At 65.1% G+C, this 22,343-nt stretch carries 14 protein-coding genes and 1 pseudogene; 12 read left to right on the top strand and 3 right to left on the bottom strand.

Features of this window, described 5'->3' with window-relative positions:
- Positions 1-29 precede the first annotated feature (29 nt).
- Positions 30-1,697: a DNA repair protein RecN gene (gene recN, locus H1204_RS14440; RefSeq protein WP_180728850.1), complete on the top strand. Its 1,668-nt coding sequence runs from the start codon at positions 30-32 to the stop codon at positions 1,695-1,697.
- Between the two features lie 58 nt (positions 1,698-1,755).
- Here recN and glnE read toward each other — a convergent pair whose 3' ends face one another.
- Complete coding sequence (glnE, locus tag H1204_RS14445) at positions 1,756-4,551, bottom strand: bifunctional [glutamate--ammonia ligase]-adenylyl-L-tyrosine phosphorylase/[glutamate--ammonia-ligase] adenylyltransferase (protein WP_243468514.1); 2,796 nt, start codon at positions 4,549-4,551, stop codon at positions 1,756-1,758.
- A gap of 182 nt (positions 4,552-4,733) precedes the next feature.
- On the opposite strand from glnE, the gene H1204_RS14450 reads away from it, so the two are divergent.
- The 5 genes and pseudogenes from H1204_RS14450 to H1204_RS52940 form a co-directional block, all read left to right on the top strand.
- The gene (locus H1204_RS14450; protein WP_180728852.1) at positions 4,734-8,978 is read left to right on the top strand and encodes a YhdP family protein; all 4,245 of its coding nucleotides are present in this window, start codon (positions 4,734-4,736) and stop codon (positions 8,976-8,978) included.
- Positions 8,979-9,068: 90 nt separating this feature from the next.
- Positions 9,069-9,917, top strand: a complete 849-nt coding sequence (locus H1204_RS14455) for a carbon-nitrogen hydrolase family protein (RefSeq protein ID WP_180728853.1) — start codon at positions 9,069-9,071, stop codon at positions 9,915-9,917.
- Positions 9,918-10,015: 98 nt separating this feature from the next.
- Positions 10,016-11,482 carry a metalloprotease TldD gene (tldD, locus tag H1204_RS14460; RefSeq protein ID WP_180728854.1) on the top strand — a complete coding sequence of 489 codons (1,467 nt, stop codon included), beginning with the start codon at positions 10,016-10,018 and terminating at the stop codon, positions 11,480-11,482.
- Positions 11,483-11,868: 386 nt separating this feature from the next.
- A complete protein-coding gene (gene aroG, locus H1204_RS14465; RefSeq protein WP_007578607.1) occupies positions 11,869-12,942 on the top strand; it encodes a 3-deoxy-7-phosphoheptulonate synthase AroG in 1,074 nt (357 codons plus the stop codon).
- 309 nt (positions 12,943-13,251) lie between these two features.
- A pseudogene (locus H1204_RS52940) lies at positions 13,252-13,341 on the top strand (XRE family transcriptional regulator); the annotation flags it as partial.
- Between the two features lie 21 nt (positions 13,342-13,362).
- Here the strand turns inward: H1204_RS52940 and H1204_RS14475 are convergent.
- Entirely contained in the window at positions 13,363-13,941 is a 579-nt protein-coding gene (locus H1204_RS14475) for a cob(I)yrinic acid a,c-diamide adenosyltransferase (RefSeq protein WP_180728855.1), read from the bottom strand.
- Between the two features lie 193 nt (positions 13,942-14,134).
- Here H1204_RS14475 and H1204_RS14480 point away from each other — a divergent pair, with 193 nt between their 5' ends.
- From H1204_RS14480 to proC, 6 genes are all read left to right on the top strand, one after another.
- The gene (locus tag H1204_RS14480; protein ID WP_180728856.1) at positions 14,135-15,547 is read left to right on the top strand and encodes an FAD-linked oxidase C-terminal domain-containing protein; all 1,413 of its coding nucleotides are present in this window, start codon (positions 14,135-14,137) and stop codon (positions 15,545-15,547) included.
- Between the two features lie 70 nt (positions 15,548-15,617).
- Positions 15,618-17,123 carry an FAD-linked oxidase C-terminal domain-containing protein gene (locus H1204_RS14485; RefSeq protein ID WP_180728857.1) on the top strand — a complete coding sequence of 502 codons (1,506 nt, stop codon included), beginning with the start codon at positions 15,618-15,620 and terminating at the stop codon, positions 17,121-17,123.
- Between the two features lie 143 nt (positions 17,124-17,266).
- On the top strand, positions 17,267-18,355 hold the full coding sequence (gene glcE, locus H1204_RS14490; protein ID WP_180728858.1) for a glycolate oxidase subunit GlcE: 1,089 nt from the start codon (positions 17,267-17,269) through the stop codon (positions 18,353-18,355).
- A gap of 7 nt (positions 18,356-18,362) precedes the next feature.
- Positions 18,363-19,589, top strand: a complete 1,227-nt coding sequence (gene glcF, locus H1204_RS14495) for a glycolate oxidase subunit GlcF (RefSeq protein ID WP_180728859.1) — start codon at positions 18,363-18,365, stop codon at positions 19,587-19,589.
- A gap of 118 nt (positions 19,590-19,707) precedes the next feature.
- The gene (locus H1204_RS14500) at positions 19,708-20,406 is read left to right on the top strand and encodes a YggS family pyridoxal phosphate-dependent enzyme (protein WP_180728860.1); all 699 of its coding nucleotides are present in this window, start codon (positions 19,708-19,710) and stop codon (positions 20,404-20,406) included.
- 13 nt (positions 20,407-20,419) lie between these two features.
- A complete protein-coding gene (proC, locus tag H1204_RS14505) occupies positions 20,420-21,235 on the top strand; it encodes a pyrroline-5-carboxylate reductase (RefSeq protein WP_180728861.1) in 816 nt (271 codons plus the stop codon).
- Positions 21,236-21,312: 77 nt separating this feature from the next.
- On the opposite strand, the gene ubiA is transcribed toward proC, so the two are convergent.
- Positions 21,313-22,176: a 4-hydroxybenzoate octaprenyltransferase gene (ubiA, locus tag H1204_RS14510; RefSeq protein ID WP_180728862.1), complete on the bottom strand. Its 864-nt coding sequence runs from the start codon at positions 22,174-22,176 to the stop codon at positions 21,313-21,315.
- Between the last annotated feature and the right edge of the window lie 167 nt (positions 22,177-22,343).

A 22,343-nucleotide genomic window follows, 5' to 3' on the forward strand; every position in this document is an offset into this window, starting at 1 on the left:
TCACGCCAGCCACGCCACACAGACGAGCCATGCTCCGCCACCTCTCGATACGCGACTTCGTCATCGTCGCCGCGCTCGACCTTGAATTCGACAGCGGCTTCACAGTCTTTTCCGGCGAAACGGGTGCCGGCAAATCCATTCTCATCGACGCGCTTGCGCTGGCCCTCGGCGCACGCGCCGACGCGAGCGTCGTACGCAACGGCGAGGCGCGCGCGGACATCACGGCCGAATTCGACACGCATCCGCTCGTCGACACATGGCTCGACGAACAGGCGCTCGCCGCCGGGGAGACGGAGCACGGCAATACGGTCATGCTGCGCCGCGTGGTGGATGGCAACGGCCGCTCGCGCGCGTTCATCAACGGCACGGCAGCGACGCTCACGCAACTGCGCGAAGTCGGCGAAATGCTCGTCGATATTCACGGCCAGCATGCGCATCAACTGCTTATGCGGCCCGACGCGCAGCGCGAACTGTTCGACACGCATGCCGGGTTGCTCGACACGAAGGCCGCCGTGACCCGCGCGTGGCGCACCTGGCGCGACGCGGCGCAGGCCGTCGAGACCGCCCAGAGCAAGGACCGCGAACTGCAACTCGAACGCGAGCGTCTTGCGTGGCAGCTTGCGGAACTCGACAAGCTCTCGCCGCAGCCCGGCGAGTGGGAAGAGGTCAACGTCGAGCACCGGCGGCTGTCGCATTCGGCAAATCTGATCGACGGCGTGCAGGGCGCGCTGTCGGCGCTGTCCGAATCGGACGAAGCGATGCTCGGTCATCTGTCGTCCGTCATCTCGAAGGTGCGCGATCTCGCCGAGATCGATCCGGCGCTGAACGACGCGCTCGCCGCGCTCGAACCCGCCGAAATCCAGTTGCAGGAAGCCGCGTATTCGCTGAGCCACTACGCGCAGCGGCTGGAACTCGATCCCGACAGGCTCGCCCAGGTCGAAAAGCGTCTCGACGCGCTGCATTCGGCGGCGCGCAAATTCCGGCTGCAACCGGAAACCTTGCCGCAAGAACATGAAGAGCGCCGCGCGCAACTCGCGAAACTCGACGCCGCCGCCGATCTCGACGCGCTGCGCGCCGCCGAGACAAAGGCGAAAGACGCGTATCTCGCCGATGCCAAGGTGCTGTCAAAGGCGCGCGCGAAAGCCGCGAAGGCGCTGGGCGCCGCGGTGACGACGGGCATGCAGGAACTGTCGATGGCGGGCGGCAGCTTCGAAGTCGCGCTCGTGCCGCTGCCCGACGGCGGCGCGCATGGCATGGAACAGATCGAATTCCGCGTCGCGGGCCATGCGGGCGTGCCGTTGCGGCCGCTGGCGAAGGTGGCCTCGGGCGGCGAACTCGCGCGTATCAGTCTCGCGCTCTCGGTGATCGCCAGCGCGGCCAGCCCGACGCCGACGCTGATCTTCGACGAAGTGGACACGGGGATCGGCGGCGGTGTCGCGGAAGTGGTCGGGCGTCTCTTGCATCAGCTCGGCGAACAACGCCAGGTGCTATGCGTGACGCACCTGCCGCAAGTCGCGGCGCGCGGCGACCACCACTTCCAGGTCGCGAAGAGCAGCAAGGGCAAGAACGGCACGGTCAGCACGGTGACGTCGCTGGACAAGACGAGCCGTATCGAAGAAGTCGCGCGCATGCTCGGCGGCCTGGCAATCACGGCCACCACGCGCAAGCACGCGAAGGAAATGCTCACCACGGCTTAAAACGCCTGTCGTGGCGCGGAACGGCGCGGGCTTCAACGCCCCGCGCCGCCGCGTAACGTCATCCAAATACGCGCCGCCACAGCCGCAGCACCGCCTCGCGTTCGTTCTCGACGGCGTGCGGCTCGACGCGAGCCTTTTCCATGCCGTCGAGCCGCAGCTTGTGCTGCAGCTTCCGATACGTCCGGTAAGCCGCGCCCACGGTATCGGCCTCTTCGCCGCTCATCAGCCCGAAGCGCGACACCTCGCGCAACAGCGCGATATTGCCGGTATTGCGGATCAGCTCGGGATCGCGCGCCGCGTGCAGCAGCACCCAGTACTGCACGGTGAATTCGATGTCGACCATGCCGCCGCGATCGTGCTTCAGATCGAACAGTTCGGTCCGGTTCGGATGGCCTTCCTCGACGCGCCGGCGCATATCGACGATCTCGGCAGCAAGCGACGCGGCCTCACGCGGCGTCGTCAGCACCTGTTCGCGGATCGCCTCGAACTGCGCGCCGACGGCGGGATCGCCCGCGCAGTAACGGGCGCGCGTCAGCGCCTGGTGCTCCCAGACCCACGCCGTGTTGGCGGCATCGCCCTCGCGCAACTGATAGCGGCGGAACGCGTCGAGGTCGGTCACGAGCAAGCCCGATTCGCCGTTCGGACGCAGCCGCAAGTCGACGTCGAACAGCGTGCCCGCGCCCGTCGCCGTGGTAAGCCACGTGATCAGCCGGCGCGTAAAGGTTGCGTAGATGTCGGATGCGTTGTCGTCCGGATCGTCGTAAAGGAAGATCAGGTCGAGGTCCGACGCGTAGCCAAGCTCCTTCCCGCCCAGCTTGCCGTACGCGATGATCGCAAAGCGCGGCACCGCGCGATGGCGTTTGGCCAACTGGTTCCAGACGGCCTCGATGGTCACGTCGAGCACGGCATCCGCGAGTTCCGACAAACGGTCGCTGACATGCTCGACGCTCAGCTTGCCAGCCAGATCGATCAGCAGAATGCGGAACACCTCGGCCTGATGCGCGTGACGCAGCAGATCCATCTGCTGCTCGACGCCGTCGGCGGCCGCGAGCCGCGCGCGCAGCGTGCGCTTGAACTCCGGCCAGTCGAACGGGCTCGCCATCGCTTCGTCGTCGAGCAGTTCGTCGAGCAGTTGCGGATGGCGGATCAGGTAGCCCGCCGCCCAGCGCGACGCGCCCAGCACCGACAGCACGCGGTGCAGCGCCTGCGGATATTCAGTCAGCAGCGCAAGATAAGCGCCGCGCCGCCCGACCGCTTCGAGCAGATCGAACAGGCGCACGAGAATATCGCCGCGCCGCTCGGCCGGCTCCAGCGTATGCGCGGCCTCGAGGGCACGCTGCGCGACGATATCGAAGCGTTGACGGCTGCGTTCCGCAAGACCCGCATAGCGCGACGACTGCCACACGGCCTTCAGGCGCGCGAGCAACTCGGTGGGATGCTCGATGCCGAGTTCGACGAGCCGCGCGGCGAGCGCCTCATCGGCGCTGTCGTCGGCAAGCGCGCTGCTCCAGACCCACACGGCCGCGCCGTCTTCGCGCGCGCCGCAGCCACCTTGCCCGCTCACCTTGTCGGCGAATATCTGGTCGAACTGCTGCTCGACCAGTTCACGGTGCGCTTCGAGCTTCGTCATCAGCGACGCGTAATCGTCGAAACCCATCACCTGCGCGAGATGCGCGCGTTCGGTGGGATCGACGGGCATCGCATGAGTCTGCGCGTCGTTTCTATATTGCAGACGGTGTTCGAGGTTGCGCAGAAACAGATAGGCGCTCGTCAGATCCGCGCACACACCCGGCGAAATGAGACCGCGCGCCGCCGCGTGGCGCAGCACGACGAGCGTCGGCCGCACGCGAAAGCCCGCGTCCTGGCCGCCGCGTATCAACTGGAACACCTGCGCGCTGAATTCGATCTCGCGGATGCCGCCGCGCCCGAGCTTGATGTCATCGGCCTTGTCAGGACGCATCGACGCGCGCCGCTGCGCCTCCTGGCGAATCTGCAGATGCAGCGAACGGATCGCGCTGATCACACCGAAGTCCAGATAGCGCCGGTAGATGAACGGCTTCACGATCGCGTCGAGTTGCTTCGACAGCCGGCGTGCCGAATCGCTGGCGTGCTCGGACACGACCCGGCCCTTGATCCACGCATAGCGCTCCCACTCCCGGCCCTGCACGTAGAAATACTCTTCGAGCATGCCGAGGCTGCACACGAGCGGCCCCGAGTCGCCGTTCGGCCGCAGCCGCATGTCAACGCGAAACACATAGCCGTCCGCCGTCACCTCGGCGAGCGCCGCGATCAGCCGCTTGCCGAGGCGCGTGAAGAAGTCCTGAGTGGCGATGGCCGAACGCTGGCCGCCCGTCGTCTCACCGTCGTCCTCATAGACGAAGATCAGATCGATATCCGACGACACGTTCAGCTCGCGCCCGCCCAGCTTGCCCATTCCGACCACGCCCAGCGACAGCCGCTCCCCCTGCGTGCCGCGCGGCTCGCCATAGAGCGCTTCGAGATCGGCGCTGACTATGGCCATCGCGCGCTGGACCGTTGCTTCGGCGAGATCGGTCATCGTGCCCGTCACTTCCGCCACGTCGGCCGCGCCGGACAGGTCACGTTCCATCACTGCGCAGAACACTTCCGCGCGAAGCTGGCGCAGTGCTTTTTTCAGTGCGTCTTCGGAGAGTGGCGCATCGGGCGTCGCGCGCAGAGCGTTCGTCAGCGCGTCGAGACGCTCGTCGATCCGCTCGCGGCTGATGGGCGCCTCCGCCAGCGCCGCGACGCGGGACGCGAGACCGTCGTGCGCCGCATAGGCACGCGACGCGTAGTGCGAATAGCTGGAACTCAACAGGGATGGTTCGGTCTTCAAAGATCTGGCTCGCTGGTTGCTTGGGTTCCTGTCTCGGGCCGTCGCAGCGGAGCTCGCTCGAGCTGCCGACACCCCGTGTGGCCTTGTCCACACAGGCCGTACCTTAAGTCCGTGGCCGCAGGCCCGTGTGATACATTTCGTGGTTAGACCGCAAAACTAACATACGCCTACCCCGTCGCAGCATGTCCGAGCGAAACTCATCCGCCGACCCGCACGAAGCTGGACGCGTCAAGCCCGTAGGCGGACACGATCACGCAGTGCTGCGGCACACGCTGCGGGTCCTGCTCGGCATCGCGCTGTTCCTGTATTTCGTCGTCGTGCTGGCCGTTCTCGGCCTGCGCTATATCGTGCTGCCGCACGCCGATTCGTTTCGTCCGAGAATCGAAGCGGCCGTCTCCGAAAAGATTCACGCCCAGCTCAAAATCGGCAAGATCGCGCCGCACTGGACGGGCTTCCAGCCCGGCCTCGAAGTCACCAACGTCACCATCACCAACCGCGACGGCAAGGTCGCGCTGAACATTCCGCATGCGAGCGCGACGGTGTCGTGGTCATCCGTCTGGAAGCTCGCGCCGATCCTGTCGAGCGTGATCGTCGACAAGCCGGATCTGCTGATCGAACGCGAGACGGACGGCTCGCTGACCGTTGCTGGCGTGATGGTGCCGACCACGCATTCAGGCAACGACACCTTCAGCACGTGGCTGCTGCGCCAGGAGGCGATGATCCTGCGCGGCGGCACGCTGCGCTGGCACGACGCGCGCCGCGACGCGCCCGAGATCGCGCTGCAGGACATCCGCCTCGCGATCCTCAGCGACGGCTACGATCACCGGCTCGCACTGCAGGCGCCGCCCAACGGCAAGCTGCTGTTCGGCCCCCTCGACTTTCGCGCGCACTTCCGGCACGCGCGCCTCGCCGCGATGGGCAAGCCGATCAACTGGACGGGCGAAGCCTACATATCGGCGGGCCCCGTCGATCTGCCGACGCTCGCCCGCTACATGGACTTCCCGATCGAAACCTTCGCGGGCCGCGTCGACAACGCGATCTGGCTGCAGTTTTCGCAGGGCCGCGTGCGCTCGGCGTCGGGCGAGCTGTCGGGCAACGACATCGCGCTGCGCGTGAAACCGACGCAACCGAAGCTCGACGTGCCCGTCGCGAGCTTTTCGTGGGCCGTCGCGCACGACGGCGACGAGTGGACGCTCGACCTGAACAACCTGCGCGCCGAACTCGGCCAGCCGCCGCTCGACGATGGCACGCCCGTGGCCCGCATCCTCGCGCTACACACGCTGTCGAGCCGCTACCGGATGCCGAGCGTCCAGCATGGCCAGCTGATCAGCATTTCGGGGGATCGCGTCGATCTCGGCGTGCTCGCGGAATTCAGCCGCGCGCTGCCGCTGCCCAAGCGCCTGTTGAACAACCTCGTGCGCTTCAACCCGCGCGGGCTGGTAGCGAATTACACGATCGAGGTCGAGCGCGGCAAGCCCGATTCGGGCGAGGCCGCCACCGAGCATCGCGAGCCGGGCTCGGAACCCATCGTGCGGTATCGCTTTAAGGGCGATCTGCAGGGCATCAGCGTCGCCGCGCAGGAGCCGCCGCCGGGGCTGACCGCGAGGAACCACCCGCGCGCGGGCATTCCGGGCGTCGAAAATCTCTGGGGCACGGTCGACGCCGACGAAAGGCACGGCTCGATCGCCATCGATACGGCCAACGCGGCGCTCACGTTGCCCGGCGTATTCGACGACCCGCGCCTAACGTTCGATCATCTGAGCGGCAAAGGCACATGGACGATCGCGTCCGCCATCGATCCCGGTCAACGGCACAAGGCGTTCAAGGTCGATGTGTCGGAACTCAAGGTGTCGAATGCGGATACGGCGGCGAAGGCAACGGCCAGCTACTCGAACGTCGGCAGCGGGCGCGGCTCGCTCGATCTGAAGGCCGAATTCGAGCGCGCGCAGGTCACGCGCATCACGCGCTATCTGCCCACCAGCATCAGCGAAAAACTGCGCGTCTATCTGACCCACGGCTTGCAGGCTGGCGTGTCACACGGCGGCACGATCGAGATTCACGGCAATCTTGAGAAATTCCCCTACTCGCGCGACCCGAGCGCGGGCGTGTTCAGAATCGTCGCGCCGTTCAAGGGCGGGCGCTTCGACCCGTCGCCGTATCCGCCGCGCACGCTGAAAAACGGCGCGCCGAACGTATGGCCCGCGCTGGATGGTATCGACGGCACGTTCCAGCTGAAAGAGAAACTGCTGCGCTTCGACGTGGACCGCGCGCATTACAAGGGCGTCGCCATGCACAAGGTGACGGGCAAGATCGACGACCTCGGCAACCGCGCATCGAGCCTCATCATCACGGGCGACGGACACGGGCCGCTCGCCGACATGCTCGACTACGTGAACAACAGCGCGCTCGGCGGGATGGCGAAACATGAAACGGAAAAGATTCATGCCGAAGGCCCCGCCGCGCTCGCGCTCAAGCTGACGGTGCCACGCAACCCGCCCACGCCGCCGGGCGTCACGCCGCCGAAAGTGCGTGTCGCGGTCGAAGGCTCGCTCGCGTTCGAAAACGACCGGCTTGCGGTGGACAACGTCCCGCCGCTGTCGCAATTGCACGGCAAAGTGCACTTCACCGAGCGCACCGCGCAGGTCGACGGGCTGACGGGGCAGTTCATGGGCGGCGAAGTGCGCGCGAAAGGCGGCCTCGACGACAAAGGCACCTATGCGCTCAACCTGTCAGGCCAGGTCGCCGTCGATGCTGCCCGCGACCTGAATCTGCGCGGCCTGCCCGCGCAGGTGCTGATGCGGATGAACGGCAGCGCGCCCTACGACATCAGCGTGCGCGGCGCGAAAGGCAGACTGCCCGACGTCGCCGTTCACTCGGACCTGACGGGGCTCGCGCTCAATTTCCCCGCGCCGTTCAACAAGCCGATCGGCACGCCGATGCCGCTCGACTTCACGTTCCGGCCGACTGTCGGGAACGGCGGCAGCAGTGTGGACGCGAGCAACGGCAGCGCGACGGGCAACGGGTTGCAACGCGCCGACCTCAAGTTCGGTCCGATCGCGGCGACCTACCTGCTGCGCCACACGCCCGGCCAGCCGCCCGAAGTCGTGCGGGGCGCGGTGGGCGTGAACCGGACGGCGGAGTTGCCATCGGAAGGCGTGATCGCCGCCGTGGACATCGACGCGCTCGACGCCGACGCGTGGCGCGCCCTCTTCCTGCAGATGCGCAAGGCCAACGAAGGCGTCGCGCCCGTGCCGCCCAGCGCGACGGCTGCGCAGTTCATGCCGAACCGCTTCGCGATCCACATCGGCACACTGACGCTGCTCAAGCGTCACTGGGAAAGCGTGGTGGTCGGCGCGTCGCACAACGACCGCCAATGGCAGGCGAACATCGCGTCGAATCAGGTGTCGGGCCACCTGTCATGGGTGCCGGGCGCGCAGCCGGGATCGCCGGGCACGCTGCAGGCGCGGCTCGCGCGGCTCGTGATTCCGTCGGCGACCGAGAACGATCTGCTCGGCCCGGCGATCAACCAGCCGGCGCAGAACATTCCGTCAATCGATCTCGTCGTCAACGAACTGATCGTGCGCGAGCGCAACATCGGCAAGCTCGAGGTCAACGCGCATAACTTCGAGGACAACGGCACGCCCGTCTGGCAACTCGATTCGCTCGAAATCACCAACCCGGCCGCCGTGCTGAAGGCGACGGCGAACTGGCGCACGGGCCGCAACTACGGTGCGAATCAGGACGACGAAGCCGAGCGGAGCACCGAACTCGATTTCAAGCTGGACATCAAGGACGCCGGTCTGCTGCTCGAACGCGCCGGCCTGCCCCGCACGCTGAAGGCGGGCGAAGGGTCGCTGGCGGGCAAGCTCGGCTGGCGCGGCGGCCCGACCAAGCCCGACTATCCGACGCTCAACGGCAACCTCGCCGTCGATCTGCGGCACGGGGAGATTCTCAAGGTCGATCCAGGCGTCGCGAAGCTGCTCGGCGTGCTGAGCCTGCAAAGCCTCGCGCGCTACGCGTCGATGGATTTCCACGACGTGATCGGCGAAGGGCTGCCGTTCGAGCACGTGACGGGCACCGCGCAGGTCGTGAACGGCATCGGCTCGACGAACAACTTCGAACTGGTGACAGCGCCCGCGCGCGCCGAAATGAAAGGCACCGTCGATATGACGACGGAAACGCAGAACCTGAACGTGCATATCGTGCCCACGGTCAGCGCGGGCGCGGGCGTCATCGCGGCGACCATCATCAATCCGCTGCTCGGCCTTGCCGCGCTGGTCGGCGATATCGCACTGTCGCATTCGATCGAACATGCGTTCGCACGCGATTACTCGATCACGGGCTCATGGGCCAAACCGCACGTCGAGCGGGTCCATGGAGATAGCGGTAATATGAACGCGCCGGCCGCCATCGCGACGCCGAACTGAGGGCCGAACCGCGGTTCCGAGGTTTCTGGCGATGGCTAGCGCCGGCGTCCGCTGTCCGTACTGCCCATTGCAGGAGTCTTTCGAACGCCTATGAGCGACCTGAACACGCAGTCCGCGAAGTCCTTTCCCCACGCTGGTCCTTTCCGCGTCGCCGCGCTGCAGATGGTGAGCACGCCGGAGCGCGACCGCAATCTCGCCGATGCCGACCGCCTGATCGCGCAAGCCGCCGCCGATGGCGCGCAGCTCGTCCTGCTGCCCGAGTACTTCTGCTTCATGGGCTACAAGGACACCGACAAGCTCACCGTGCGCGAACCCTACGGCGACGGCCCGATCCAGCGCTTTCTCGCCGACGCCGCGCGCCGCCACAAGGTCTGGGTGATCGGCGGCACGCTACCTTTGACGGCGCCCGAAGAAACGCGCGTGCTGAACACGACGCTCGTGTTCGATCCGCAGGGCAACGAGGCCGCGCGCTACGACAAGATCCATCTGTTCAACTTCGAGAAAGGCGAAGAATCGTTCGACGAGGCGCGCACGATCCGCCCCGGCGACACCGTCCGCACGTTCGACGCGCCGTTCGGGCGCGTCGGCCTGTCCGTCTGCTACGATCTACGCTTTCCCGAGCTGTACCGGCGCATGGGCGACTGCGCGCTGATCGTCGTGCCGTCCGCCTTCACGTACACGACGGGCCGCGCGCACTGGGAAACGCTGCTGCGCGCGCGGGCCGTCGAGAACCAGTGCTATGTGCTCGCCGCCGCACAGGGCGGCAAGCATGAGAACGGCCGGCGCACGTGGGGCCACACCATGCTGATCGACCCGTGGGGCGAAATCATCGACGTGCGCGACGAAGGCGCGGGCGTCGTCGCGGGCAATATCGAGCGCTCACGTATCGACGAAGTCCGGCAGAGTCTGCCGGCCTGGCGTCACCGCGTGCTCAGCTGATTACGTTTGACATGAACCGCACGTATTGAAAGTGCCGCCAACGTCACCCATCTGACTGGCGTGCACCCACCGAATACCCTGAATCGAGCGAACTTCGCATGAACATCATCGAACCCAGCATCCGTAATCTCGCGACGGCCAAAGACGTACTCCTCACGCCGTACGGCCTCGACGAAGGCGTGCTGACCCGCACGCTCGCAGAAATCTTCACGCATCGCGTCGACTACGCCGACCTCTACTTCCAGGCCACGCGCAGCGAAGCGTGGAGCCTCGAAGAAGGCATCGTCAAATCGGGCAGCTTCAGCATCGACCAGGGGGTCGGCGTGCGCGCCGTGTCGGGCGACCGCACGGCGTTCGCCTATTCGGACGATCTGTCGCCCGAAGCGATCCGCCAGGCCGCGATCGCCACGCGCGCGATCGCGAAAGCGGGCGGCGGCAAGCAGAAGATCAAGGCGGCATCGACGCTCACAGGCGTGTCCGGGCGCGATCTGTATCTGCCCTCCGACCCGTTGCATTCGCTCGACGCAACCGCGAAGGTCAAGCTGCTCGAGCGCATCGAACAGATGGCGCGCGGCCGCGATCCGCGCATCACGCAGGTGATGGCGGGCCTCGCGGGTGAATACGACGTCGTGCTGGTCGCGCGCAGCGACGGCGCGCTGGCGGCGGACATCCGTCCGCTCGTGCGCGTTTCGGTGACGGTGATCGCCGAGCAGAACGGTCGCCGCGAAATCGGCAGCGGCGGTGGCGGCGGACGCTATGACTACGGCTATTTCACGGACGAACTCCTGTCGAAGTACGTCGACGACGCCGTGCACGCGGCTTTGGTGAATCTCGACGCGCGTCCGGCCCCGGCTGGCGCGATGACCGTCGTGCTCGGACCGGGCTGGCCCGGCGTGCTGCTGCACGAAGCGATCGGCCACGGTCTGGAAGGCGACTTCAACCGTAAGGGCTCGTCGGCATTCGCCGGACGCATCGGCGAGCAGGTTGCGGCGAAGGGCGTGACAGTGGTCGACGACGGCACGCTGCCGAACCGCCGCGGGTCGCTCAACATCGACGACGAAGGCAACCCGACGCAGTGCACGACGCTGATCGAAGACGGCATCCTGAAGGGTTACATCCAGGACACGCTGAATGCGCGCCTGATGAAAATGCCCGTGACGGGCAACGCGCGCCGCGAATCGTACGCCGCACTGCCGATGCCGCGCATGACCAACACGTACATGCTCAACGGTGACAAAGACCCGCAGGAAATCATCGCTTCCGTGAAGAACGGTCTGTATGCGGTGAACTTCGGCGGCGGCCAGGTCGATATCACGAACGGCAAGTTCGTGTTCTCGGCATCCGAGGCGTACATGATCGAAAACGGCAAGATCACGTATCCCGTCAAGGGCGCGACGCTGATCGGCAGTGGCCCGGAGTCGCTCAAATATGTGAGCATGATCGGCAACGACATGTCGCTGGATACGGGCGTCGGCGTGTGCGGCAAGGAAGGCCAGAGCGTGCCCGTCGGCGTCGGTCAACCTACGCTGCGCATCGACAGGATGACGGTCGGCGGCACGGTGTGATTTTTTACGTCTCGCACGTTTCACGCGTCCCAAGCGTGAAACGTGCGGATTTTCCGCATTTTTGGTGCCCGCAGCTTGCCAGCCGAGCAAACCTCGGGTTATAAAGGCAATCAACCTTTTTGACGAGCCATCCCATTTTCGCCATGTCCGCCAAGTTTTATTTTTATTTCTTTTGGGCATCTCAGACCGCTGGCGGATCGAGAGGGGTGTGAACGTACATAGGCACCCAGAATTCCCGAAAAAACCGCCAGCGAGTCTGGCGGTTTTTTTTCGTCCCTAACAACTTTGACTGTGACCTTTTTAGCCTGTTGACCTGTTCGCTGCGGCGCCGTCGTCAGATAGCAGACCGCTCGAACCGCGCTACTAAACGAATCGAGGAGAAACCCATGCCCCCGCACAATACCGACGATGTCCGCATCCGCGAATTGAAAGAACTGACGCCGCCCGCGCACCTGATCCGCGAATTCCCGTGCGACGAGAAGGTGTCGGACCTGATCTTCAACGCGCGCCAGTCGATGCATCGGATCCTGCACGGCATGGACGACCGTCTGATCGTCATCATCGGGCCGTGCTCGATTCACGACCCGAAGGCCGCGATGGAATACGCCGGCCGCCTGATCGAGCAGCGCAAGCGCTTCGCTGGCGAACTGGAAGTCGTGATGCGCGTGTACTTCGAAAAGCCGCGCACGACGGTGGGCTGGAAGGGCCTCATCAACGACCCGTACATGGACAACAGCTTCAAGATCAACGACGGCCTGCGCGCCGCGCGCGAACTGCTGGTGAAGATCAACGAGCTGGGGCTGCCCGCCGGCACCGAATACCTCGACATGATCAGCCCGCAGTACATCGCCGATCTGATCTCGTGGGGCGCGATCGGCGCGCGCACGACGGAGTCCCAGGTGCATCGTGAACTCGCGTCGGGCCTGTCGTGTCCCGTCGGCTTCAAGAACGGCACCGACGGCAACGTGAAGATCGCCGTCGACGCGATCAAGGCGGCATCGCAGCCGCACCATTTCCTGTCGGTGACCAAGGGTGGCCATTCGGCCATCGTCTCGACGGCAGGCAATGAGGACTGCCATATCATCCTGCGCGGCGGCAAGACGACGAACTACGACGCCGACAGCGTGAACGCCGCGTGCAGCGACATCGGCAAGGCCGGCCTTGCCGCGCGCCTGATGATCGACGCGAGCCACGCCAACAGCTCGAAGAAGCACGAGAACCAGATTCCCGTGTGCGCGGATATCGGCCGCCAGATCGCGGCGGGTGACGAGCGCATCGTCGGCGTGATGGTCGAATCGCATCTGGTCGCAGGCCGTCAGGATCTGCAGGAAGGCTGCGAGTTGACCTACGGCCAGAGCGTCACGGACGCCTGCATCGGCTGGGACGACAGCATCGGCGTGCTGGAAGGTCTCGCGGACGCCGTCAAGCAGCGCCGCATTGCGCGCGGCAGCGGCAACTGAACGCCGCGCGTCCCTCCTGCGCACATTGTGCCCGGCTCATGCAGCCGGGCTTTTTTTTGGCCATTCGGCCGAATCGCGCATCATGGGGACTTTCTGTACGTTCGAATCTCGTATCGATGTTCGCGAACGAGCGTTGATCTCTCCTTTCCAGATGAGCCACGCCGCCAAGCGGGCTTCCAGGAAGGCGCCTTTCGCGTGATGTACGTCGCCATTTTTGTCGAAACCGTACATGCACCGCGCTGCATCCAGAAACAGACGCAGGCTACAAGCTGGCATGACGGGGAAATCACCGACGCGCGCGACCGCGCCGTCGTCATGGAGACGGCCAAGTTCACTATCGACACGCTTGTCGAAATGATGAGCCGTATCGGTAAGCCTGTGACGCTTGCGGTCGGTTGAGCGTCGTTGCAGGTCGCACCGCTATTCGCCGCGCTGCGTGTCCGGCCCGTTCGCGCCGCGGTCGTGCCGCCATAGCACGTCGGCGCCGCCGTCCACGCGGTTCAGCACGCGTGCCAGCACGAACAGCAGATCGGACAGCCGGTTCACATACCGGCGCGGCGCATCGTTGATCGCCTCGACAGCGCCGAGCGCGACGATCGCGCGTTCCGCGCGCCGGCAGACGGTGCGGCACACATGCGCAAGCGAAGCGGCGCGCGTGCCTGCCGGCAAAATGAACTCCTTGAGCGGCGGCAGCGTCGCGTTGTGTTCGGCAAGCCAGGCATCGAGTTGCGCGAGATGGGTATCGGCAATCATCGAATGGCCCGGGATGCATAGTTCGCCGCCGAGATCGAACAGATCGTGCTGGATCGACGTGAGCGCGGCGCGGACATCGTCGGGCAAGGTTTCGCACAGCAGCACGCCGATATTCGAATTCAGTTCATCGACGTCGCCGATTGCGGCAATGCGCGCGTCGTCCTTGCGCACACGCTTGCCGTCGCCGAGACCTGTGGTGCCGTCGTCGCCCGTGCGCGTCGCGATCTTGCTCAAGCGGTTGCCCATGATGTCCGTGTCCTCATAATGTTCCGCGATGCATCCGTCCGGATATATCGCAACATGCCGTTCAGCTTCGATCCATTATAAGGATGATGGGGCTAACCCTTGCCGCGCCGTCTGCACGCATGACGCCGCGCCACCCGTCGATGGGCGTAAAATGGGCATCAACCATCAGAATATTCGCCAACAGGAGACGCAGGTGAACCATCCCGTGCCGCCCGCCCCCGTGCGCCGCCCCTTTCCTCCTGAACTTCTCACTGCGCTCAAGTCGGCATTCGGCGAACGTGTATCCACGTCCGAAGCCGTCCGAACCCATCACGGCCGCGACGAGTCGCCATTCGATCCGCAACTGCCCGACGCCGTCGTCTTCGCGCACAGCACAGAAGACGTACAGAGCATCGTCAAGCTGTGCGGTCAATACGACGTGCCCATCATTCCGTATGGCAACGGTTCTTCGCTCGAAGGCCATCTGCTCGCCGTGCAAGGCGGCGTGTCGATCGATCTCTCGGGAATGAACCGCGTGCTGTCGATCAACGCGGAAGATCTGACCGTCACCGTCGAGCCCGGCATTTCGCGTAAACAGTTGAACGAAGCGTTGCGGGACACAGGTCTGTTCTTCCCGATCGACCCCGGCGCCGATGCGAGCATCGGCGGGATGTCGGCGACGCGCGCGTCGGGCACGAACGCCGTGCGCTACGGCACGATGCGCGAAAACGTACTCGGCCTGACCGTCGTGCTCGCGGATGGCCGCGTGACCCAGACAGGCACGCGCGCGCGCAAGTCGTCGGCGGGCTACGACCTCACGCGCCTGTTCGTCGGCTCGGAAGGCACGCTCGGCGTCATCACGGAAATCACCGTGCGCCTGTACCCGCAGCCGGAAGCAGTATCGGCGGCTGTCTGCACGTTCCCTTCAATGGGCGATGCCGTGCGCGCGGTGATCGAAACCATCCAGATCGGCGTGCCGATCGCGCGCGTCGAGTTCGTCGATTCGCTCGCCGTCCGCTCGATCAACCGTCATTCGAACCTGACGCTGCGCGAAGCGCCCACGCTGTTCTTCGAGTTTCACGGCACGGAAGCCGGCGTGAAGGAACAAGCTGAGTTGGTACAGGAAATCGCCGCGCAGAATAGCGGCGAAGGCTTCGAGTGGGCAACGCGTCCGGAAGACCGCAGCCGTCTGTGGAACGCGCGTCACAACGCGTACTTTGCGATGCTGCAACTCAAGCCCGGCAGCCGCGCCGTCACCACCGACGTTTGCGTGCCCATCTCGCGGCTCGCCGAATGCGTGGTCGAAACGGAAGAAGATCTGAAAGCCTCGCCGCTGCCCTGCCCGATCGTCGGGCACGTCGGCGACGGCAACTTCCACGTCGCGATGCTGATCGACCCGAACAAGCCTGAAGAACTGGAGGAAGCGGAGCGCCTGAATCATCGCATCGTGCAGCGCGCGCTGCGCATGGACGGCACCTGCACGGGCGAACATGGCGTGGGCCTGCACAAGATGGGCTTTCTGGTCGAAGAACATGGCCCCGTTGCTGTCGACGTGATGCGCTCGATCAAGCATTCGCTCGATCCGCGCAACCTGATGAATCCGGGCAAGATCTTTACGTGGGCCTAGGCCAGGCGTAACCGTAGAGCTGGCTGCGCAGCGCAACGACGCGCGCGGCCGTCGATGGAGGAGACATTCCATGAACGCACCCGGCGAGCTGTCCCCCGAGCTTTCGCCCGAGATGCTTGCGCAACGTCAGCGCGAAGTCGTGCAGGCGTTGATGGCCGTGCTGCCAACGCATTGCCTTTTGTATCGTGAGGAAGACACTGTCGCGTACGAGTGCGACGGTCTTGCCGCATATCGGCGCTTGCCGCTGGCCGTCGCGTTGCCCGAGACGGAATCGCAGGTGCAGCGCATCGTGCAGATCTGCCACCGGTTGAACGTGCCGATCGTGCCGCGCGGCGCGGGCACGAGCCTGTCGGGCGGCGCGATGCCGATCCGGCATGGCGTCGTCGTGTCGCTCGCGCGCTTTCGCAAGATCATCGAAGTCGACCCGTATGCCCGCACGGCGACCGTGCAGCCAGGCGTGCGCAACCTGTCGATCTCGGAAGCGGCCGCGCCTTACGGCCTTTACTATGCGCCCGACCCTTCGTCGCAGATCGCCTGCACGATCGGCGGCAATGTCGCGGAAAATTCCGGCGGCGTGCACTGCCTGAAGTACGGACTGACCGTCCATAACGTGATGCGCGTGCGCGCGGTCACGATGGAAGGCGAGATCGTCGAGTTCGGCTCGCTCAGCCCGGACGCCCCGGGCCTCGATCTGCTCGCTGTCGTGATCGGCAGTGAAGGTATGTTCGCGATCGTCACGGAAGTCACCGTCAAGCTGATTCCCAAGCCGCAGGCCTCGCAGGTCATCATGGCGAGTTTCGACGATGTCGTGAAAGGCGGCGACGCCGTCGCGGGCATCATCGCCGCGGGCATCATCCCCGCCGGACTGGAGATGATGGACAAGCCAGCCACGCGCGCCGTCGAGGAATTCGTGCAAGCAGGTTACGACCTCGACGCGGCGGCCATCCTGCTGTGCGAGTCGGACGGCACGCCCGAGGAAGTGAGCGAAGAAATCGTCCGGATGACGGCCGTGTTGCGCGAGCATGGCGCCACGCGCATCCAGATTTCGCGCACGGAGGCCGAGCGGCTGCGCTTCTGGTCGGGCCGCAAGAATGCGTTCCCGGCCGCCGGCCGTATTTCGCCCGACTACTACTGCATGGACGGCACCGTGCCGCGCCGCAGCATCGGGCCGCTGCTCGCGCGCATCGAAGAGATGGAAAAGAAGTACAACCTGCGCTGCATCAACGTGTTCCATGCGGGCGACGGCAACATGCATCCGCTGATCCTGTTCAACGGCAACGATCTCGACGAGTGGCACCGCGCCGAGGCATTCGGCTGCGACATTCTCGAAACATGCGTCGAACTGGGTGGAACGGTGACGGGCGAGCATGGCGTGGGCATCGAGAAAATCAATTCGATGTGCGTGCAGTTTTCGCCGGAAGAACGCGATGCGTTCCACGCGGTCAAGCGCGCCTTCGATCCCGCCTGCCTGCTCAATCCCGACAAGGGCATCCCGACGCGCGCCCGCTGCGCCGAGTACGGCAAGATGCATGTGCGCGGAGGGCTGCTGCCTCACCCTGATCTGCCTCGTTTTTGAGCACCTTCTTGCGCTGCCGGACCATGCTCGCGATGAACCGAGATAACGCATAAGCGCAGCAGTAGTTTTATACGGGTCCGAACCGGGTTGCGAGCGCGGCTTGCCTCGGTACAATCGAAAGCACTACAACGAAGCAACGCACTATGAAAGAGGACGACATCGTCGCCGCGTGGTCGGAACGGGTTCGAGCGGCCACGGCCGCGCAGCAGCCGATCCGCATACGTGGCGGTGGCACGAAGGACTGGTACGGCCAGTCATTGCAGGGTGAGGTCCTCGACACGCGCGCGCATCGCGGCGTCATCGCCTACGATCCGGCCGAACTGGTCATCACGGCGCGCGCCGGCACGCCGCTCCTCGAAATCGAAGCGGCGCTTGCCGAACACGACCAGATGCTCGCTTTCGAGCCGCCTCACTTCGGCCCGCAAGCCACGCTTGGCGGCTGCATTGCGGCTGGAATCGCTGGTCCGCGCCGTCATTCGGCGGGCGCGGCGCGCGACTTCGTGCTCGGCGCCGTCGTCATGAACGGCCAGGGCCAGGTGCTGACGTTCGGCGGCCAGGTCGTGAAGAACGTCGCGGGTTATGACGTATCCCGGCTGATGGCGGGTTCTCTAGGAACGCTCGGGCTGATTCTCCAGTTGTCCGTCAAGGTGTTGCCGCGTCCGAAGTCCGAAGCGACGCTCAAGTTCGACATGAACGGCACCGACGCCGTCCGCAAGCTCAACGAATGGGGCGGCCGCCCGCTTCCCATCACGGGCAGCGCGTGGCGACATGGCACGCTTGCCGTACGGCTGGGCGGCGCCGAAGCGGCCGTCAAGTCAGCGCGCACGTCGCTGGGCGGCGAAGTGGTCGATGCCGTCGAAGCCGAACGCTTCTGGGCGGGCTTGCGCGAACAGACCGACCCGTTCTTTGCGGCGATCGCGCCGAAATCCGCGCTCTGGCGCCTCGCGCTGCCGACCATCACCGAGCCGCTGCAACTGCCCGGCGCACAGTTGATGGAATGGGGCGGCGCGCAACGCTGGTGGATCACCGACGCCGATGCGCAGACCGTGCGCATCAGCGCGAAACAGGCGGGCGGCCACGCGACGATCTTCCGCACCGGCCTCGGCTACGACCGAGGTGCAGGCGTGTTCACGCCGCTGCCCGCACCGTTGATGAAAATCCATCGCGGCCTGAAAGCCGCCTTCGACCCCGCCCGCATCTTCAACCGCGGCCGGTTGTACTCCGACTTCTGAGCGCCTGATGCAAACCAATCTCGCCGACTTCATGCGCAACACGCCGGACGGTGAAGAAGCCGAAGCTATCCTGCGCAAATGCGTGCATTGCGGCTTTTGCACGGCCACCTGCCCGACCTATCAGCTGCTCGGCGACGAGCTCGACGGTCCGCGCGGGCGTATCTATCTGATCAAGCAGATGGTGGAAGGCACGCCCGTCACGCGCAGCACGCAACTGCATCTGGACCGTTGTCTCACGTGCCGCAACTGCGAATCGACCTGCCCTTCGGGCGTGCAGTACGGCAAGCTCATCGAGATAGGCCGCAAGCTCACCGAAGAGAAAGTGCCGCGCCCGTTCGGCCAGCGCGTGATGCGCCGGATGCTGGCGAGCTTCGTGCCGAACAGCACGCTGTTCACGCCCGCGATGCGGCTTGGCCAGCACTTCCGCCCGCTGCTGCCGAAGAAACTGCGCGACAAGGTACCGCAACGTCAACGCCAGCTCGAATGGCCGACGGCCACCCATCCGCGCAAGATGCTGATGCTGGCGGGCTGCGTGCAGCCTTCGATGATGCCGAACGTCAACATTGCGACGGCACGCGTGCTGGACGCGCTCGGCATTCAGACCGTGATTGCGCCGGAAGCAGGCTGTTGCGGCGCAATCCGCCTGCACCTCGGCTACAACGACGAAGCGCTCGACGACGTGCGGCAAAACATCGACGCGTGGTGGCCGCATGTCGAACAGGGCGCTGAAGCGATCGTGATGAACGCCTCGGGCTGCGGCGCGACGGTCAAGGAATATGCGCACCTGTTGCGCAACGACCCGGCTTACGCGGAAAAAGCGAAACGCATTGTCGAACTGACGCGCGACATCAGCGAAATCCTGCCGGACTTCGAAGAAGCGCTGACGCCGCTCACGCGCCGCCGCGCGATACACACGGTGGCGTATCACCCACCCTGCACGCTGCAACATGGCCAGCAGATTCGCGGCAAGGTCGAGCACCTGCTGAACGCGCTCGGCATCGACGTCAGGCTACCCGCCGACAGCCATCTGTGCTGCGGCTCGGCGGGTACCTATTCGCTCACGCAGCCCGCGCTTTCGTACGCATTGCGCAACCAGAAGCTGGAAAAGCTGAAGGCACAGGAGCCACAGATCATCGTGTCTGCGAATGTGGGTTGCATTGCGCATCTGCAAAGCGGCACCTCCACGCCTGTCGTGCATTGGATCGAACTCGTCGAGCACATGCTCGCGTCCTGATCGACAGGATCGGTTACGGACGGGTTGCGCGCAACCTGGCCGTTCGGCCAGGTCGTGACGCGCGGGCGGCGTCCGTATAATTCAATTCGTCGCCCCTCGCATCGGTACTCAACGTTTCATGCCCGCTCTCGCTCACAATCTCGACGCAGTGCATCAGCGCATCGCCCTCGCCGCGCAGGTCGCGGGCCGCGATCCGCGTTCCGTTGCGCTGCTGGCCGTCTCCAAGACGTTCCCCGCTGAAGACGTTCGCGCCGCGCATGCCGCGGGCCAGCGCGCGTTCGGTGAAAACTACGTACAGGAAAGCCTGACGAAAATCGAGGCGCTGTCCGATCTGCGCGCATCGCTCGACTGGCATTTCATCGGGCCGCTGCAATCGAACAAGACGCGTCCTGTCGCTGAAAATTTCGACTGGGTGCATTCCGTCGACAGGCTGAAAATCGCGCAACGTTTGTCCGAGCAGCGGCCGGATGCGCTGCCGCCGCTCAATGTGTGCCTGCAGGTGAACATCAGCGGCGAGGCATCGAAGAGCGGCGTGATGCCGGACGAAGCCATCGAGGTCGCGCGCCAGATCGCCGCGCTGCCCAGGCTGCGTCTACGCGGCCTGATGGCGATTCCCGAACCGGCGGGCAACGTCGAGCAGCAACGCGTGCCGCATCGCGCGTTGCGCGAGCTGTTTGAAAAACTGCGCGCGGAAGGTCTCGAACTCGACACGCTGTCGATGGGCATGTCGGGCGATCTCGAAGCAGCCGTGCTCGAAGGCGCGACCATCGTGCGCGTCGGCACGGCGATCTTCGGTGCCCGCGATTACTCTCACTGAACTTCCGAACATCATGAAAATTGCCTTCATCGGCGGCGGCAACATGGCCGCTGCACTCATCGGCGGTCTGATCAAGCGTGGCGTTACGCCGTCGGATATCCGTGCAATCGATCCCAACGAAGACGCGCGCAAGCGCAGCGAGCAGCAATTTGGCATCGGCACGAGCGCTGCGGCGGATGCGTCGCTGCAATCGTTCGATGCCATCGTGCTCGCCGTGAAGCCGCAGATCGTCAAGGACGTCGCAGCAGCGCTAGCGCCGCATCTGTCGGCGTCGCAACTTGTCATCAGCATCGTCGCGGGCATTCGCGGCGCGGATCTCGGGCGCTGGCTCGGCGGTCACGCGCGTCTCGTGCGCACCATGCCGAACACGCCTGCGCTGATCGGCATGGGCGTGACGGGACTCGTCGCGATGGAATGCGTCGATGCAGCGGGACGCGAACTGGCCTCGCAGGTGCTCGGCGCGGTCGGCCAAACGGTGTGGTTCGACGACGAAGCGAAGATCGACGCCGTCACCGCGATCTCAGGCAGCGGCCCGGCCTACGTGTTCTATTTCATCGAGGCGATGCAGGAAGCGGCACGTCAGCTAGGCATGGACGAAGAGCAAGGCCGTGCGCTGGCCGTCGCGACGTTCACGGGCGCGGCGCAACTCGCTGCGCAGTCGGGCGAGCCGGCCAGCGTGCTGCGCGAGCGGGTAACGTCGAAGGGCGGTACGACGGCCGCCGCGCTCGCCGCATTCGACGCGCAAGGCGTGAAGGACGCAATCGTGCGCGGCGCGCTGGCTGCGGACGCGCGTGCGCGTGAAATGGGCGAGGAATTCGGCAAGCAGTGATGTCGCGTGCCTGAATGGCACGGGCGGACGAAGCAGCGATGCGCATGCTTCGTCTCGCCGGACACTGGCAGTAGCGTCTAGAACGCCTGTGCCGCGTAATGCGCGGCAATGCCCGCGAACAACGCGCCGCCGAGCCAGTTGTTATGGCGAAACGCTGCGAAACACGGCATGCGTTCACGGCCCTTGATCAGCGTGTAGTGATAGACGGCACAGCCCGCCGCCGCGGCAAGACCGATCCAGTACAGCACGCCGAAGCTCAGCGCAACGCCGATGCCCACATAGATACCGAGCGTCACCGCATAGCAGAGCATGATCGCGAGCACGTCGAAGCGGCCGAACGTCAAGGCGGACGTGCGAATGCCGATCTTGATGTCGTCGTCGCGATCGACCATCGCGTATTCGGTGTCGTACGCGACTGACCAGAACACGTTCGCAATCAGCATCACCCACGCGAGCAGCGGCACCTGGTTCTGGATGGCGGCGAACGCCATTGGAATGCCGAAGCCGAACGCGATGCCCAGATACGCCTGCGGAATCGCGAAGAAGCGCTTCGTGAACGGATACGTGCCGGCGACGAATAGCGCGGCCACCGACAACTCCTTCGTCAGCGCATTGAGCGGCAGGATCAACAGGAACGCAATCAGCGAAAGACCCGCTGCCAAAGCCACGGCTTCCCATGCCTTGATCTTGCCTGACGTGATCGGCCGGTTTTCGGTGCGCTTCACATAGCGATCGAAGTCGCGATCCGCGTAGTCGTTGATCGCGCAGCCGGCCGAGCGCATCAGTATCGTGCCGAGCGCGAAGATCACCAGCAAGGACAGCGACGGATGCCCGTCCGACGCGATCCACAACGCGTTGAGAGTGGGCCACAGCAGCAGCAGGCTGCCGATTGGCTTGTCCATGCGGACAAGGCGCAGATAGAGCGGGAGTCGGGCGAACATGGCGGTGCGCGGAGATTCGATTCCCGTATTTTAGAGCAGCGCGCGTGGCAAGCCCTTTCGAACGCGCAGACACAAAGCAAAAGCCCGGCGGAATCTAACCCGCCGGGCTTTCTTTGCCACATCTGCAGCGCGGCGGCGAGCGCTTCATACAACGCCCGCGCTTCGCT

It is taken from the genome of Paraburkholderia sp. PGU19 (genome assembly GCF_013426915.1).
Taxonomy (GTDB): domain Bacteria; phylum Pseudomonadota; class Gammaproteobacteria; order Burkholderiales; family Burkholderiaceae; genus Paraburkholderia.